Here is a 14,196-nt window from a genome sequence, read left to right as displayed (position 1 = left end):
GGAGGACCGCATGATCACCGCCCAGTACGAGCGCAAGTCCCGAACGGGCACCGGTGCGATCCCGGCCGCCCCTCCGGCGCCCCCTGGTCCGGCCGCCGCGCACCGCGAGTCGCTCACCACGCTCGCGGCCACCGCTGCCGCGGCTCCGGCGATGCGCCGCTTGGCGACGACGTCCGCACGCGCCTGGCACCTCGATGCCGCCACCCGCGAGGCGCTGGCGCTCGTCGTCACTGAGCTGGTCACAAACGTCATACTGCACAGCGGCAGCCCTCGTGTCACTCTGCGCCTGCGGCTGCTGCCCGGCGTCCTGCGCGTCGAGGTCCACGACACCGGCTGCTGGCACCGCCGCGTGACGCGCCGCCGCGCCGCCGCCGCGGACGAGGGCACGGCGGACCTGCTGCGCGCCGAGTCCGGCCGCGGCCTCGCCCTCGTGGAGGCGTACGCGGACCACACCACGATCCGCCCTTCACGCACCGGCACGACCGTCCTGGCCGAGCTCGCCCTGCGCTGAAGCGGGCCCGCCTCGTGGCGGGTGAGGGTGTCAAGCGAAGGGGTCGCCCTGGGCTCCGCTCAGGCGGATCAGGCCGGGCTTGCCCTGGTCGGTGACGCTCACGTACAGGGTGTAGGCCGAGCCCGTCTCCTCAGCCTTGGTGCGGGCCCAGGTCAGGACGTCCTCGACGTCGGCATCTGTCACCTCGTACTCGTCCGACGCCTGCGCCGACCTGTCCCAGAAGTACACCCGGTAGGTGGCGTCGTCGTGCTCCCAGGTGGTGTCTCGCGGGTCCACTCCTCGTACGTGCATGGGCCAACCGTAACGGCCCCGCCCCGCGGGCGGTCAGCTGGCCCGGAGGGGCCGTGAGCACGCGTGCGTCCCTCACCCGCTACGGTCTCCGGATGACCGAACCACAGACCTTGCAGACCACTCGTGAGTCCTACGACGCCGTCGCGACCACCTACGCCGAGCTGTTCCAGGACTCTCTGCGTGAGCGTCCTCTGGAGCGCGCCCTCCTGAGCGCCTTCGCGGAGTTGGTGCGGGCGCACGGTGACGGCCAGGTCGCCGACCTCGGCTGCGGGCCGGGGTACGTCACGGCTCATTTGGAGGGGCTGGGCCTGAACGCCTTCGGTGTCGACGCGTCGCCGGTGATGGTCGAGCTCGCGCGGGAGGCGCACCCCGGGCTTCGGTTCGAGGTCGGTTCGATGGCCGCGCTGGACATCGAGGACGGCGCGCTCGGCGGGGTGCTCTCGCGGTGGTCGGTCATCCACACCCCGCCGCAGGACGTGCCCGCCGTCCTGGCCGAGATGGCCCGGGTCCTTGCTCCCGGCGGGCACCTGTTGATCGACTTCCCCGCCACCGACGGCCCCCACCACGAGACGCAGGCCTACGACCACGCGGTGACCACGGCCTACCGCTGGTCCCCCGACCGCTTCGCCGCGCTCCTGCGCGAGCACGGCCTCGTCGAGGCGGCCCGTACGGTGATCGAGCCGGCCCCCACCGACCAGCGGCAGTTCCAAGAAGTCCAGTTGCTCGCCCGCAAGGCGTAGACCCCGGTCAGGCCGCGTCGTCCAGGGCCTGGGCCTCGACGACGCTCAGGACGGTAGGGGTGGGAACGACGCGGGTCAGGCGCAGGCCCGCCGCCGCCAGCAGGGCGCGGAAGTCCTCGTGCGTGCGCTCGCGGCCCACCAACGAGGCCATCATCAGAAGGTCCAGGTCCTTGGCCTGGTGAGGGCGGTTGTCAGGTGCGACGACCGCGTCCACCACGAGGATCCGCCCGCCCGGAGCGAGCGCGCGGCGGCAGGCGCGCAGCAGGCCGACGCACTGCTCGTCCTGCCAGTCGTGCAGGATGCGCTTGAGGACGAGGACGTCGCCCTTGGGCACGTCGGTGAAGAAGTCGCCCTCCGCGGTGGACCACCGCCCGGCGAGCGCCGCCTCGTCGGCGAGGCGGTGCCCGGCCAGGACGTGGGCCCGGTCGTACAGCACGCCGTTGAGACCGGGGCCCGCTTGCAGGACGGCTGCGAGGAACCCGCCCTGGCCGCCTCCGACGTCCACGACGGTGCCGGTCTTCGGGAAGTCGTAGGCGCGGGCGATCGGTCCGTTCTCCACGCCGGACATGGCGGCCATGCCGTCGTGGAAGACGGCGGCGGTCTCGGCGTCCTGGGCGAAGTGGTCGAAGAACGGCTGGTTGAAGATGTCCTCGAAGACGGATCCGCCGGTGTTCAGACAGTGGTCCATCCGCCCCGCCGGGAGCCAGAACGTACGGTCGGTGATCATGAGGATCGCGTCCCGCACGGACCCTGGGGCATCGGACCGCAGCGCCTGCCCCGCCGCCTCAAGGCGGAACCGCCCCTGTGCGTCCTCGCCGAACAGACCTCGCGTGGCGAGCAGCCGGAGCACCCGGGTCAGGGCCGCCGGATCCGTCGCGGTGGCGGCGGCCAACTCGGCGGGTGCGCGCGGCCCCTCGGCCAGATGGTCCGCCACGCGCACGAGAGCGGCCGCCCTGAGCGCGGCGGGGAACACGAAGCCGAGCGCCGCCTCGACGAGCGCGGCGCCTCCCCCGTCTCCGCCGTGCGCGCCGTCCGCCGCCCGCTCACCGGCCGTGCCCGTGTCACCCATCGCCCCGGCTCCTTCCGCTCCCGTGCCCGGTCCAGCACAGCCGTGCCCCAGCGCCCGCTCCTTCAACCCCGGTATCGCCTGGCCGGGTCACCAATGGCGCATACTGTGCGTCGCCACGGTCCACGGGGCAGCGGCGTGGGCACCTCAGCGGCGTGCCGCACCGGCCGCCTAGCTCTTCGGCTTCCAGTCCCGGGCGAGGAGTCCGAGCAGCACCTCGTCGATGAACTCGCCCATCACCCAGGCCGAGGAGCGCAGCACGCCCTCGCGGACGAAGCCGTTGCGCTCGGCGGAGCGCAGCATCGCGGCGTTGTCCGACAGCGTCTCGATCTGCAGCCGCTGCAGGCCGCGCACGACGAAGCCGTAGTGGCACAGCACGGCGACCACGTCGGTGCCGTAGCCCTTGCCGCGGGCGGACGGCAGCAGTTCGAGGCCGATGTGCGCGGACCGGTTGTGGTTGTCGATGTTCCACAGCACCGCGTCGCCGATCAGCGTGCCGCCGCCCGACTCCACCACGGAGAACGAGGCGTGCCGCTGCTCCTTGTCGTCCACCACGAACTGCCCGTCCTGCGAGCCGGGCGTGATCGGCCGCCACGGCCGGGTGTCGGACCGCGCTTGGTTGACCACGTCGTCGTAGAGCTCGGCCTGCAGGACCGGAATGTCGTCCTCGTGCCGGGCCCTGAGCCCGACCTTGCTACCCCTAAGCATGCGGGCTTCCTATCCGACCGGAAGGGACGGCGGCAAACCAATTAGGCCTCGTCCACCACTGCCGCCCAGGGCCTACGCCCCCGCCGCCCAGGCCGAGTTCATCGCGTGCGCCCGGCCGTAAGAGAGCCGTAAAGGATCTGTCCGGAAGCACACCATGCCGGGCGCCCCGGGCACTTCGTCCGCTGATCAAGCCGCTAGCCTCCGTATGCATGACCGATACTCAAACCCACGACCAGCGCGTCGGTGAGCTCGTGAGACCGCCTGCCCGCCGTGTCCTGTGGTGCGCCGCGGGCGCCACCGCGCTCTTACTCGCCGCCGACCTCGGTACGCGTGCCTACAACCACTACGACTCCATACCGACCATCCGCAGGTTGGTGAACGTCGACGTCGAGGCCAATCTGGCCACGTGGTGGAACAGCACGCTGCTGCTGGCCGTGGCGGGCGTGGCGCTGACCGCCGCGCTGCTCAGCGGGCGCGACACGCGCCCCGGGCGGCTGTCCTGGCTCGGTCTCGCCGCCGCGACCGCGCTGCTCAGCATCGACGAGACGGTGTCGCTGCACGAGCGCCTCGGCGAGGTCGGCCGGTCCTGGAAGGACTGGGCCGGGGGTGCGCTGCCCACGCACGCCTGGGTGCTGCCCGGCGCGCTGCTCGCGGCGGCGGGCACCGTGTGCGCCGTCCTTTGGGCGCGCAAGCTCCCGCGCGATCTGCGCAACGGCGTCCTCGCCGCGCTGGGGGTGTATCTGGGCGGGGCGCTGGTGACCGAGGCGTTCAACGGCTGGGCACTGGAGAACGGCTACAGCGTCGTGCTCATGCTGGGCACGCTCGTGGAGGAGGGTTTGGAGATGGGCGGCTGCATCGTCGCCCTCGCCGTCCTCAGTCGCTACGTGATCCTTGAACGTGACCCGGCGTCCGGGCGCGCGGCGGTCCGGCTGCGGGAGGGTTAGGCCCCGGCCGAGCCGCGGGTCTCAGGCTCGCGCCTGGTCGCCTGCGGGGTGGACGCTCGGCCGCAGGCGTTCGCCCTGCGGCCCGAACATGATGAGGTACTCGACCGGTCCGCCGGGTCCGGCGTTGGCTACCCCGTGAGGGGTGCGGCTGTCGAACTCGGCGACCTCTCCGGCGGTGAGGACGAGGTCGTGGTCGCCGAGCGCGAGCCACAGCCGTCCGGACAGCACGCACAGCCACGCACGGCCTTCGTGCGACGTCTGGCGCGGCCGTGCCGGCTGTTCGCCGGTCGCGGGCAGGACGTGCTTGTGGGCGTGCAGGCCCCCGACGTACCGGGTCAGCGGCAGTACGGCCTTGTCGCCCTGCGCACGCCGCGGCGGCCTCCGCGGCTCCCGCGCCGTGGCGGGCGCGGTGCCGGTCAGCTCGTCCAGGGAGACGTCGTACGCCTTCGCCAGGCGCAACAGCAGTTCCAGGTTCGGCTTGCGGCGGCCGTTCTCGACGCGCGACAGCGTGCTGAGGGAGATGCCGGTCGCGCGGCTCACGTCGGTGAGCGTCTCCCCGCGCCGCTCCCGCACGGCCTGCAGCCGCGGCCCCATCGCGGCCAGCACCTCGGCGACGTCGTCGTCCGTCATCTCGCCGTGCCCTCCTCAAGCCGGTTTCTGTGCCCCCTTTGACCTGCCAGTTTGCCAAACTGTCAAGGGCGTTCACGTCTCCCGGCCGCCGCGACGCATGCTTCAGGCGTACCTGCGGCCACCTGGGAACCCGAGGAGACGTCATGCACCCGCCCACTCCGTCCGAAGACCTGCGCCACCGCGTCGTCGACGCACCCGCCGGAAGACTGCACCTGGTCGAGCAGGGGACCGGACCACTGGTCCTGCTCGTCCACGGCTTCCCCGAGTCCTGGTACTCCTGGCGCCATCAGCTCCCGGCACTCGCGGCGGCGGGACACCGGGCGGTCGCACTCGACGTACGCGGCTACGGCCGGTCCTCCAGGCCATCGGCTCCGCGGGAGTACCGGATGCGCGCCCTCGTGGAGGACAACCTCGCCGTGGTGCACGCCCTGGGCGAGGAGACCGCGGTGGTCGTCGGGCACGACTGGGGCGCGAACATCGCGGCGGCCTCCGCGCTGCTCCACCCGGAGGTCTTTCGCGCGGTGGGGCTGCTGAGCGTTCCCTACGCCCCGCCCGGCGGCCCGCGCCCCAGCGACGTCTTCGCGCGGATGGGCGGCGACCAGGAGTTCTACGTCTCGTACTTCCAGGAGCCCGGGAGGGCCGAGGCCGAGATCGAACCCGATGTCCGGGGCTGGCTCGCGGGCTTCTACGCGGCGCTGTCCGCCGACACCATGCCCGCGCGCGGGGAGCCCGACCCGCACTTCGTCAGCAGCGGCGCGACGCTGCGCGACCGGTTCCCCACGGACCGGCTGCCCGCCTGGCTGACCGAAGCCGATCTCGACGTGTACGCCGGGGAGTTCGAGCGCACCGGGATGACCGGCGCGCTCAACCGCTACCGGAACATGGACTTCGACTGGGAGGACCTCGCCGAGTTCAACGGCTCTCCCCTCACCCAGCCGTCCCTGTTCATCGGTGGCGCCCTGGACGCCTCCACGACCTGGATGGCCGACGCCATCGCCGCCTACCCGGACACGCTTCCCGCGCTGGTCTCCTCCCACCTCCTGGACGGCTGCGGCCACTGGCTCCAGCAGGAGCGCCCCGACGACGTCAACCGCCTCCTGATCACCTGGCTCGCGGCGGTGTCCGGCCCGGGGCGGCCCTGACCGCGCCCGCACAGCTGTCCCGGCCCGCGTCCCGGGCCACGTCCCGGCGACGGTACAGAACCGGCAACCCGCCACCAGGGGGTGCGTGATCTCGTACTTCTCCGTCCGACTATTCTGGATTCCGTAATAGTCGGTGAAGCAGAGGAGCGACCTCGGTGGCAGCACACGCGGCGGCCCACGGGACGGCGGCCTGGACCCGGGCGGCCCTGCCGCTCTGCCTCCTCGGGGTCCTCGACAGCGAGGCCAAGAGCTACGGGTACGCCCTGCTCAGCCGCCTCGCCGACGCGGGACTCACCGGCGTGAAGCCCGCCGCCCTCTACCCCGCCCTGAGCCGCCTCGAAGAGGAGGGCGCCGTCGAGATCGAGTGGGGCGCGGGAGAAGGCGGGCCGGGGCGCAAGTACTACCGGATCACCGAGGCCGGGCGGCAGCGGCTGCGGCGGGAGCGGGCCGCGTGGCACGCCTTCACCGCCACGGTCGCCACGCTCACCGACGGCGCGGGGGACGAGGAGCAGCCGTGACCACGTCACAGAACGAGCCGCGGAACAAGACGCGGAAGGACAGGCTCCGTTGGGACCGCGGGGAGGACGCGGACTGGGCGGCGACGGTCGAGGTGCGTCTCGTCCTCGACCACAACGCGCCCGCCGGGCTCGCCGACGCCGTCCTCGCCGAGGTGCACGAGCTGGTGCGCGAGGAGGGGCGGACCGCCCAGGACCTGTTCGGCGCGCCGGAGGCGTACGCGCGCTCCGTCGCCGACGAGCGGGTCAGCGAGGAGTACCGGGCGCGGACCGACACGCACGGGCTCACCCCCGGGGAGCGCCTTGCCGCCGCGCTCGGCACGCTCGGTGTGGTCGGCGTCGTGCTGTGCGCCATCTCCTGGGTGCGCGACGGGCTGTGGGTGGACGTGAGCTGGCCAGCCGTCGTGGCCGTCACCACCATCGTCCTCGCCGTCGCCCTGGCCGCCGTGGCCGTGGTCGCGCGCTCCGCCGGGCGGTTCAAGGGCGCGTACGCCTTCGCCGCGGGTGTGCCCGCCGTCATCGCCGCCGGGGGCGGGGTCGGCGTCATCGTGCCCGAGGGGCAGTTGTTCAGCGTGCCCGTGCCGGTCCTCCTCGCGGGGTGCGCGGCATGGACCGTGGGAACCTTCGCCGTGCCGGAGCGCGTCGTCGACCGCTGGTTCGCGGCGCGCCCGCCGGCGGGCCGCGACGACGCGGCGTGGCTCGCCCTGCTCGGCGGACTGCTGCGCGGGCGGCACGGCATGACGACGGCCGAGGCGCGCGGGCACGTGCGCGAGGCCCGGCAGCACCTCGCCGCCGTACCGTCGGGCGAACACGCCGACGACGTCTTCGGCGACGTCGAGATCTACGCCCTGCGGCTGGCCGAAGGACCGCGCCGCGAGCAGCGCGCGGCCCGCCGCAAGATGTACGGGACGCTGCTGCTGCTCGGCCTGGTCACCATGCTGTTCGTGGACCGGGTGGCGGACTCCGGGGCGTCCCTCGACTTCTGGCTCGCGCTCTACACCGGTGCGGTCGGCAGCCTGGCCTGGACGGCGGTCAGCGAATGGCGCGCCAGCCGCCGACCGGACGCCGCTGAACCCGACGGCGCCGAGTAGCCCCTCCCCCGTGTCCACGTACGGCCGGCCGTGGCCCGTCCCGGGGCCACGGCCGGCTCGATGCGGTGGACTCAGTGCTGGCACAGGCAGAACGGATGCCCGGCCGGGTCCGCGTAGACCCGCCAATTGGCCTCCGCCCGGAGCTCGTCCGTGCGCTCGAGCACGGCGGCGCCGAGGCTGAGGGCCCGCTCCTCCTCCACGTCGAGGTCGTCCACGTCGAAGTCCAGGTGGAGCTGTTGCGGGCGCTCCTGCCCCGGCCACTCGGGCGGCCGGTAGCCGTCAACCCGCTGACAGGCCAGGGGCGTCCCCTCGAACCCGTGCACCTCGACCCAGTCGGAGTCCTCCGGGTCCGCGACCACCCTGCCGCCGAGCAGCTCCGCGTAGAACTCCGCGAGCCGTACCGGATCCGCGCAGTCCAGCGCGACCGCCTGCAGCCTTCGAATCACTTGCGACACCCCTTGCTCTTCGGTCACTTCCGCGACACCGTACGGGATCGGTCGTACCCGCCACCGCGGCCGGAATGCGTGGCCGTAGGCCGGATCGCCGTCCGCTTCACCCGAAAGCGAGCCCAACTCCCCGCGCCGGGCTGCCGGTGACCGGCTCCCGGGGGCGGGCCGCAGACGCCCACGGCCCGGCCCGTACGCTGGTCATCCGTGGAAGCACGTACGCACACCGAATCCGTTCCCGCGCCCGCGTCGCCGCTGCGGGTCTTCATCCTCGACGACCACGAAGTGGTCCGGCGGGGCATACGCGACCTGCTGGACGCCGAGCCGGACATCGTGGTGGCCGGGGAGGCCTCGGACGCCCGTGAGGCGCTCATCCGCGTACCCGCCCTCCGGCCGGACGTCGCGGTGCTCGACGTGCGGCTCGGCGAGGGCGGCAGCGGTGACCACGCCGGGGTGGAGGTGTGCCGGGAGCTGCGGGCCCGCATGCCGGACCTCGCCTGTCTGATGCTGACGTCGTTCGACGACGACGAGGCGCTGTTCGACGCGATCATGGCGGGAGCCGCCGGATACGTGCTCAAGCGGATCGACGGCTCGGCCCTCGTGAACGCCGTGCGCACGGTGGCGGGCGGCGCGTCGATGCTGGACCAGCGCGCGACCGCCCGGGTGATGGCGCGCCTGCGCGACCCGCGGCCGGAGCCCGCGCCCGCCCTCTCGCCGGAGTTGGAGCGGCTGTCGCCGCGCGAGGCGGAGATCCTGGCGCTCATCGGTGAGGGGTTGACGAACCGGCAGATCGCCGACCGGCTCTTCCTCGCGGAGAAGACCATCAAGAACCGGGTCTCGGCCATCCTGACGAAGCTCGGCGTCGGCCGCCGCGTCCAGGCGGCGGTGATCGCCGAGCGGCTGCGGGAGCAGGACGCCCGGCGGTAGCCGAGGAGTTCAGCGATCGCCGCGGAGTTCAGTCGGAGGGCAGCGGCACCCGCCACACGATGCGGGTGCCGCCCGTGGCCGGGGACTCGACGGCGAGGGTCCCGGCGTACTGCTCGGCCCGTGAGCGCAGATTGGCCAGACCGCCGCTGCGCCGTGGCGGGTCGGTCTGCGCGGGGATGCCCACCCCGTCGTCCGTGACGGTGAGGACGACACTGTCTCCTGCGGCGGGAACGGCGAGCACTACGTCCGCGTGGTGGGCCCGGGCGTGCCGGGCGACGTTGCTGAGGGCCTCCGCGGCCACGGCCAGTACGTGTTCGGCCACGTCGGCGGGCACGACGGAGTCCACCGGCCCTTCGATCCGCAGGGACGGGCTGAAGCCCAGGGACTGGGCGGCGAGCCGGGCGGTGTCCGGCAGCCGGCGGCGCAGCCCCGGGCCGCCGCGGTCGTCGCCCGCGGACCGCAGTTCGAAGATGGTCGACCGGATGATCTCGACGGTGATGTCCAGGTCCCGCACCGCCCGCGCCACGCGTTCGGCGGCGTCCGGGTGCTCGACCATGCGGGTCGCGCTCTGCAGCGTCATACCGGTGGCGAAGATCCGCTGGATCGCCAGGTCGTGCAGGTCGCGGGCGATGCGGTCGCGCTCCTTGAGGACGGCGAGCTCCTCCGACTCGGTGCGGTGCCGGGCGAGTTCGAGGGCGATCGCGGCCTGGTCGGCGAAGCGGGAGACGAGCGGCACCTCGGTGTCGTCGAAGGCCGGGCGGCCGGATCGCCTGCTCAGGCGCAGGGCGCCACAGGCCGCTGTGCCCTGGGGCAGCGGGACCACGATGGTCGGGCCGTAGGCGGCCGCGCCGAGCGGGTAGGCGCGGGGGTCCCTCTCGGCGTCCGCGGTGGCCACGGCCTCGCCGTTGCGGGCGGCGAGCCCGGCCAGCGACTCCCCCGCGGGCAGGGTCACGCCCTCCATGTGCTCGGCGCCCGGGCCGTGCGCCACCTCCACGGTGAGCAGGTCGCCGCCCGCCGGGGCCGGGAGCAGCACGGCGGCCAGATCGGCGTCGGCCACCTCGCTCGCCCGGCGCGCGATCAGTCGCAGGACCTCGCGCGACGCGGTCCCCGCGAACAGGCTGCGGGTGATCTCGCTGAGCGCTTCCAGCCAGCGCTCGCGCCGACGGCTCTCGTGGTAGAGGCGGGCGTTGTCGATCGCCACCCCGGCGGCGTTGGCCAGTGTCGTCAGGACGGCCTCGTCGTCGGCGTCGAATCCCGCGCCGCCGCGCTTCTCGGTCAGGTAGAGGTTGCCGAACACCTCGTCCCGCACCCGGATGGGCACGCCGAGGAAGGTCCGCATCGGCGGATGGTGCTCGGGGAAGCCGAAGCTGGCCGGGTGGCGGCCGAGGTCGGTGAGGCGCAACGGGGTCGGATTGCGGATGAGTTCGCCCAGGATGCCGCGTCCGCAGGGCACCTGGCCGATCCGGGCGGCCAGTTCGTCGGCCATGCCCACCGGCAGGAACTGCGAGAGGCGGCGGCCGTCACCGATCACACCGAGGGCCCCGTACTCGGCATCCGTGAGCGTGACCGCGGCTTCCACGATGTCCCGCAGGACCTGCGGGAGTTCGAGTCCGTGCCCCAGGTTCATGACGGCGTCGAGCAGGTTGTGGATGCGGTCCGGCACGTCGAGCCGGAGCCGCGAAGGGGCAGCCGCCAGAGGTGGCGAGTCGGGCATGGGGGGAACTCCTGTATCGGTCGGTCCTCCGTAGCGTACGGCCGCCGCGCCTGCCCGGGCACACCGGCCGCGCTTCCTGCCACCGTCGCGTTCGCCCTGGTCAGCGGCGTATGCAGAGGGGCCGTTGGACCCTATCTGCGGGCCCGCGCGGGGACTGTTCGGCCCTATCCCGACCCGGTGGCCCACCGGCGATCATGTGGCGGCGGCCGGGAAGCGCCGTGTCCGTCCCCTCGTGTTCGCGGCGCTTCCCGGACCGCCGACGACCTGAGCGACGAGGAAGGACCCGTCCGGTGGACGAGGCGCAGATACAGCAGGTGACGGCCGCACGGCCCCGAGGCGGGCTCCCCGTGGCCTTCGAGGCGGACCGGCCGTCGTGGGCGGAGTGGCTGACCACCACCGACCACAAGAGGATCGGAACGTTGTACCTGGTCACCGCGTTCGTGTTCTTCATCGTCGGCGGGGTGATGGCGCTGTTCATGCGGGCCGAGCTGGCCAGGCCCGGTCTGCAGATCATGTCGGCCGAGCAGTTCAACCAGGCCTTCACGATGCACGGTTCGATCATGCTCCTGATGTTCGCCATGCCGCTGTTCACCGGCTTCGCGAACTGGATCATGCCGTTGCAGATCGGTGCCCCGGACGTGGCCTTCCCGCGGCTGAACATGCTGTCCTACTGGCTGTTCCTGTTCGGCTCGACGATCGCGGCCGCCTGCGCGCGGGGGCCGACCGTCCCGTCTCCCGCCGCACGGCCGCGGCGGCCTGTCTGAGCGGCTGGGGCACGGTCGCCGTGACCACCGTGCTGCTGCTCGTGACCCCGGCCTGGTGGACGCCCTGTGCCGTGGCGGGCGCGGGCGCCGTCGTCACGGCCGTCCTGCGGACCCGTGCCGCCGTGCGGCGGCGGCGCGAGGAACGGGAGGCCGCGTACCACTGGGCGCGACTGCGCGGCGGCCCGCACCCGGTCGGCGCCCGCGACTCCCGGAACGTCGTGGCGGTCCTGGTCGGCTGCGGCCTCGTCACCGCGGTGGCCGTCGCGGCCGTCAAGGTGGCCGCCGGGCCCGATGACGCATCGGAGTGGCTGGCCGCGGCGGTCGGCCCCGCGGCCGTCCTCGGTCTCTTCCTCACCGTCGCGTTCGCCCACGGCCGCACGGTCCACCGCCGCGACCGGACCCCGCGGTAGGCGAGCACGAGGCCCCGCTGCCGCGACAGGGCCGAAGGTCCCTGCGCAGCGTGATCTTCCTAGGGCCGAATGCCCCTAGGAGTAGGGCCGTTCGGGCAGCGGGGCCCGGTGCGAGACTCGCGGAGCGCTCCCGGCAGCGCACTCCACGGAGCCAGGGCAGGAGAGACCGCTGTGAAGACCGAACCGACCGACCAGTTCGAGGAGTACCGCGTACTGCTCGCGCGCCAGGAGGCGATGCGGCTGCGCCAGAGCCTGCTGGGCCCCGCCGCCACCGCGGCGGGGCCCGGCGGCGCCGCACCCGGTGCCGACCGCCTCCACGACGGGGCCGACGACCGCAGACTGATCACCGAGACGCTGCCCCTCGTCACCCCTTTCGACCGGCTCATCGCGGACTTGTACGCGGCCCTGTTCGACCAGCACCCGTATCTGCGGGGCCTCTTCCCCGACTCGATGGACTTCCAGCAGGCCCATCTGGAGCGGGCCTTCCAGTATCTGATCGACCATCTGGACCACCCGGACGAGGTGACCGCCTTCTGCTCCCGGCTCGGCCGCGACCACCGCAAGCTGGGGGTGCGCCCGGTGCACTACGAGGTGTTCGAGACGGCCCTGGTGGAGGCGTTGCGCCGCCGGGCCGGCCGCTGGTGGCGCCAGGACGCGGAAGAGGCGTGGCAGCGCATGCTCCGGCGGGCCGTGGCAGCCATGGTGCGGGGCGCGGAGGCGGCGCTCGCGGAACGCCCCTTCTGGCACGCGACGGTGACGGAGCATCAGCGGCCGCGGCCGGACCTGGCCGTGCTCCGGGTCTCCCCCGCCGAGCCGTTCCCGTACCACGCCGGACAGTACGCCCTCCTCCAGTCGCCCCTGCTGACGCGCGCCTGGCGGCCGTTCAGCGTGGCGTGCGCGCCCCGGCCGGACGGCGACCTGGAGTTCCACGTCCGCCGCACCGGCCCGGGCGGGGTGAGCGACGCCCTGGTGCACCGCACCCGCGTCGGGGACCCGCTCCTCATCGGCCCCGCCCAGGGCACGATGACGCTCGGCGACGACGACCTCCAGCACGACGTCGCGATCGCGGCGAGCGGCACCGGCTGGGCCGGTGCCAAGGCGCTGCTTCAGGACCTGGCCCTCGCCCGGCGCCGTCGGCCGGGCCTGACCGCGCGGGTGTTCCTCGGCGCGCGCACCCGTGACGACCTGTACGACCTGGCGGCCGTGGCCGATCTGGAGCGCCGCCACCCGTGGCTGCGTACCGTCGCCGTGACCGGCGAGGCCGCCGAAGGCGACGCGCTGGCCGAGGCCGTGGCCCGGCACGCGGACCTCGCGCGCGGGCTCTTCTTCGTGAGCGGACCGCCCGCCCTGGCCGCCACGGTGCGGCGGCTTCGCGCCCTGGGCCTGCCCGCCGACCGCGTACGCCACGACCTCATCGCCCCCTCGTCCGCCGCGCCCGGGGCCTGACCTCCGCGTCCGTCCCGGCCCTGCGCCCCTCGCCGGCCCTGGCGGTGACCGCCGTGCGTACGGGGCGAGCCCGGTGGCCGGGACGGACGCGACGGCTCACGGCGTCTCGGTGAGGGGGATCAGGATCATCTTGGTGACCGTGCCGTCCTCGCCCACGACGTCGCGGACGTGCCGGGCGTTCAGACGGCGGCACAGCGCGAGGCTGGCCGCGTTCTCCGCGCCGACCATGCCGTACACCTCCTTGAGCCCGAGGTTCTCGGCGGCGTGGCGCATCAGGCCGTGCACCACCTCGGTGCCGAATCCCTTGCCCCAGTACTCCGGAAGGAACGCGGCGATCAGTTCGTGTCCGTCGACATTGCCGGTCTTCTTGCACTCCGCGTGACCGATGTACGTGCCCTCGTGCCATACGCCCCAGACGTCGAAGAGACGCTGGGGATACACATCAGTGAAAATGGCCTTGTACAGCTTGCGCAGGTCGGGCTCGGGGACCTGGTCCTGGCCCATCCAGCGGCAGACCACTTCGTTGCGCAGCAGGGCGACGAAGTGGTCCTCGTCCTCAAGGCGGTAGGGCGTGAACTCCAAGCGCTCGGTGCGCAGCGGCGGTGGCGTCATCGGTGTGCTCCTTGTTCCATTCGTTCGCGCAGGCTGCGGGGGCGCATGTCGGTCCATACCTCGTCGACGTAGGCGGAGCACTCGGCCTGGGTGCCCTCCTTGTCCGTGCGGTGCCAGCCCGCCGGGACGTCGACGTCTATCGGCCACAGCGAGTACTGGTCCTCGTCGTTGCGCAGCACCTGGTAGCGGGTGTTCTCGTCCATGGTGGGTCTCCTCTCGTGGGTGCGGTGTCGCCGCCC

The 14,196-nt window shown here is 73.2% G+C and carries 17 protein-coding genes and 1 pseudogene; 10 read left to right on the top strand and 8 right to left on the bottom strand.

From position 1 onward, the window contains the following. The first annotated feature begins 10 nt into the window (after nucleotides 1-10). Complete coding sequence (locus tag IG74_RS0117585; RefSeq protein ID WP_051854977.1) at nucleotides 11-511, top strand: ATP-binding protein; 501 nt, start codon at nucleotides 11-13, stop codon at nucleotides 509-511. A gap of 30 nt (nucleotides 512-541) precedes the next feature. Here IG74_RS0117585 and IG74_RS0117580 read toward each other — a convergent pair whose 3' ends face one another. Further along, nucleotides 542-802 (bottom strand): hypothetical protein, encoded by a 261-nt coding sequence (locus IG74_RS0117580; RefSeq protein WP_030677377.1) that lies wholly within the window; start codon nucleotides 800-802, stop codon nucleotides 542-544. 92 nt (nucleotides 803-894) lie between these two features. Between IG74_RS0117580 and IG74_RS0117575 the strand changes: the two genes are divergently transcribed. Continuing rightward, on the top strand, nucleotides 895-1,542 hold the full coding sequence (locus IG74_RS0117575) for a class I SAM-dependent DNA methyltransferase (protein WP_030677375.1): 648 nt from the start codon (nucleotides 895-897) through the stop codon (nucleotides 1,540-1,542). Nucleotides 1,543-1,549: 7 nt separating this feature from the next. On the opposite strand, the gene IG74_RS0117570 is transcribed toward IG74_RS0117575, so the two are convergent. Further along, nucleotides 1,550-2,611 carry a methyltransferase gene (locus IG74_RS0117570; protein WP_078868842.1) on the bottom strand — a complete coding sequence of 354 codons (1,062 nt, stop codon included), beginning with the start codon at nucleotides 2,609-2,611 and terminating at the stop codon, nucleotides 1,550-1,552. Between the two features lie 168 nt (nucleotides 2,612-2,779). Beyond that, nucleotides 2,780-3,316 (bottom strand): GNAT family N-acetyltransferase, encoded by a 537-nt coding sequence (locus IG74_RS0117565; RefSeq protein WP_030677370.1) that lies wholly within the window; start codon nucleotides 3,314-3,316, stop codon nucleotides 2,780-2,782. Between the two features lie 209 nt (nucleotides 3,317-3,525). On the opposite strand from IG74_RS0117565, the gene IG74_RS0117560 reads away from it, so the two are divergent. Beyond that, nucleotides 3,526-4,260 carry a hypothetical protein gene (locus tag IG74_RS0117560; RefSeq protein ID WP_030677369.1) on the top strand — a complete coding sequence of 245 codons (735 nt, stop codon included), beginning with the start codon at nucleotides 3,526-3,528 and terminating at the stop codon, nucleotides 4,258-4,260. A 21-nt stretch (nucleotides 4,261-4,281) separates the two neighbouring features. On the opposite strand, the gene IG74_RS0117555 is transcribed toward IG74_RS0117560, so the two are convergent. Continuing rightward, nucleotides 4,282-4,890, bottom strand: coding sequence for a helix-turn-helix domain-containing protein (locus IG74_RS0117555; RefSeq protein WP_030677367.1), 609 nt, complete (start codon nucleotides 4,888-4,890; stop codon nucleotides 4,282-4,284). Nucleotides 4,891-5,033: 143 nt separating this feature from the next. Here IG74_RS0117555 and IG74_RS0117550 point away from each other — a divergent pair, with 143 nt between their 5' ends. The 3 genes from IG74_RS0117550 (at nucleotide 5,034) to IG74_RS0117540 (ending at nucleotide 7,638) form a co-directional block, all read left to right on the top strand. Then, nucleotides 5,034-6,032, top strand: a complete 999-nt coding sequence (locus IG74_RS0117550; RefSeq protein WP_030677363.1) for an alpha/beta fold hydrolase — start codon at nucleotides 5,034-5,036, stop codon at nucleotides 6,030-6,032. Between the two features lie 155 nt (nucleotides 6,033-6,187). Continuing rightward, the gene (locus tag IG74_RS0117545; protein WP_030677361.1) at nucleotides 6,188-6,550 is read left to right on the top strand and encodes a PadR family transcriptional regulator; all 363 of its coding nucleotides are present in this window, start codon (nucleotides 6,188-6,190) and stop codon (nucleotides 6,548-6,550) included. Continuing rightward, nucleotides 6,547-7,638, top strand: coding sequence for a hypothetical protein (locus tag IG74_RS0117540; RefSeq protein WP_030677358.1), 1,092 nt, complete (start codon nucleotides 6,547-6,549; stop codon nucleotides 7,636-7,638). The genes IG74_RS0117545 and IG74_RS0117540 overlap by 4 nt, the downstream gene beginning before the upstream one ends. A gap of 71 nt (nucleotides 7,639-7,709) precedes the next feature. Here IG74_RS0117540 and IG74_RS0117535 read toward each other — a convergent pair whose 3' ends face one another. Further along, nucleotides 7,710-8,084, bottom strand: coding sequence for a VOC family protein (locus tag IG74_RS0117535; protein ID WP_030677352.1), 375 nt, complete (start codon nucleotides 8,082-8,084; stop codon nucleotides 7,710-7,712). Between the two features lie 207 nt (nucleotides 8,085-8,291). On the opposite strand from IG74_RS0117535, the gene IG74_RS0117530 reads away from it, so the two are divergent. Next, entirely contained in the window at nucleotides 8,292-9,011 is a 720-nt protein-coding gene (locus tag IG74_RS0117530) for a response regulator (protein WP_030677350.1), read from the top strand. 28 nt (nucleotides 9,012-9,039) lie between these two features. On the opposite strand, the gene IG74_RS0117525 is transcribed toward IG74_RS0117530, so the two are convergent. Continuing rightward, on the bottom strand, nucleotides 9,040-10,725 hold the full coding sequence (locus IG74_RS0117525) for a GAF domain-containing protein (RefSeq protein ID WP_420709905.1): 1,686 nt from the start codon (nucleotides 10,723-10,725) through the stop codon (nucleotides 9,040-9,042). A 290-nt stretch (nucleotides 10,726-11,015) separates the two neighbouring features. On the opposite strand from IG74_RS0117525, the pseudogene IG74_RS47980 reads away from it, so the two are divergent. From IG74_RS47980 to IG74_RS0117515, 3 genes and pseudogenes are all read left to right on the top strand, one after another. Continuing rightward, nucleotides 11,016-11,432: pseudogene (locus IG74_RS47980) on the top strand (cbb3-type cytochrome c oxidase subunit I); the annotation flags it as partial. A gap of 77 nt (nucleotides 11,433-11,509) precedes the next feature. Further along, nucleotides 11,510-11,899 carry a hypothetical protein gene (locus tag IG74_RS51020; RefSeq protein ID WP_051854974.1) on the top strand — a complete coding sequence of 130 codons (390 nt, stop codon included), beginning with the start codon at nucleotides 11,510-11,512 and terminating at the stop codon, nucleotides 11,897-11,899. Nucleotides 11,900-12,070: 171 nt separating this feature from the next. Continuing rightward, nucleotides 12,071-13,345 carry a globin domain-containing protein gene (locus tag IG74_RS0117515; RefSeq protein ID WP_030677340.1) on the top strand — a complete coding sequence of 425 codons (1,275 nt, stop codon included), beginning with the start codon at nucleotides 12,071-12,073 and terminating at the stop codon, nucleotides 13,343-13,345. A gap of 96 nt (nucleotides 13,346-13,441) precedes the next feature. On the opposite strand, the gene IG74_RS0117510 is transcribed toward IG74_RS0117515, so the two are convergent. Then, nucleotides 13,442-13,957: a GNAT family N-acetyltransferase gene (locus IG74_RS0117510; protein WP_030677337.1), complete on the bottom strand. Its 516-nt coding sequence runs from the start codon at nucleotides 13,955-13,957 to the stop codon at nucleotides 13,442-13,444. Further along, on the bottom strand, nucleotides 13,954-14,160 hold the full coding sequence (locus IG74_RS0117505; protein WP_030677335.1) for an MbtH family protein: 207 nt from the start codon (nucleotides 14,158-14,160) through the stop codon (nucleotides 13,954-13,956). Before IG74_RS0117505 ends, IG74_RS0117510 begins: the two co-directional genes overlap by 4 nt. Nucleotides 14,161-14,196 lie beyond the last annotated feature (36 nt).

Source organism: Streptomyces sp. NRRL B-1347 (assembly GCF_000720325.1).
In the GTDB taxonomy this organism is placed as follows: Bacteria; Actinomycetota; Actinomycetes; order Streptomycetales; family Streptomycetaceae; genus Streptomyces.
Note: the sequence above shows the minus strand (reverse complement) of the source record. Positions and strands in the feature narration are given on the sequence as shown.

Bases quoted from the DNA above. Each gene is read 5' to 3' on its own strand.
- IG74_RS0117580 (WP_030677377.1), bottom strand. From the start codon at position 802: ATGCACGTACGAGGAGTGGACCCGCGAGACACCACCTGGGAGCACGAC.
- IG74_RS0117565 (WP_030677370.1), bottom strand. From the start codon at position 3,316: ATGCTTAGGGGTAGCAAGGTCGGGCTCAGGGCCCGGCACGAGGACGAC.
- IG74_RS0117525 (WP_420709905.1), bottom strand. From the start codon at position 10,725: ATGCCCGACTCGCCACCTCTGGCGGCTGCCCCTTCGCGGCTCCGGCTC.
- IG74_RS0117510 (WP_030677337.1), bottom strand. From the start codon at position 13,957: ATGACGCCACCGCCGCTGCGCACCGAGCGCTTGGAGTTCACGCCCTAC.
- IG74_RS0117560 (WP_030677369.1), top strand. From the start codon at position 3,526: ATGACCGATACTCAAACCCACGACCAGCGCGTCGGTGAGCTCGTGAGA.
- IG74_RS0117585 (WP_051854977.1), top strand. From the start codon at position 11: ATGATCACCGCCCAGTACGAGCGCAAGTCCCGAACGGGCACCGGTGCG.
- IG74_RS0117550 (WP_030677363.1), top strand. From the start codon at position 5,034: ATGCACCCGCCCACTCCGTCCGAAGACCTGCGCCACCGCGTCGTCGAC.
- IG74_RS0117505 (WP_030677335.1), bottom strand. From the start codon at position 14,160: ATGGACGAGAACACCCGCTACCAGGTGCTGCGCAACGACGAGGACCAG.
- IG74_RS0117555 (WP_030677367.1), bottom strand. From the start codon at position 4,890: ATGACGGACGACGACGTCGCCGAGGTGCTGGCCGCGATGGGGCCGCGG.
- IG74_RS0117570 (WP_078868842.1), bottom strand. From the start codon at position 2,611: ATGGGTGACACGGGCACGGCCGGTGAGCGGGCGGCGGACGGCGCGCAC.
- IG74_RS0117575 (WP_030677375.1), top strand. From the start codon at position 895: ATGACCGAACCACAGACCTTGCAGACCACTCGTGAGTCCTACGACGCC.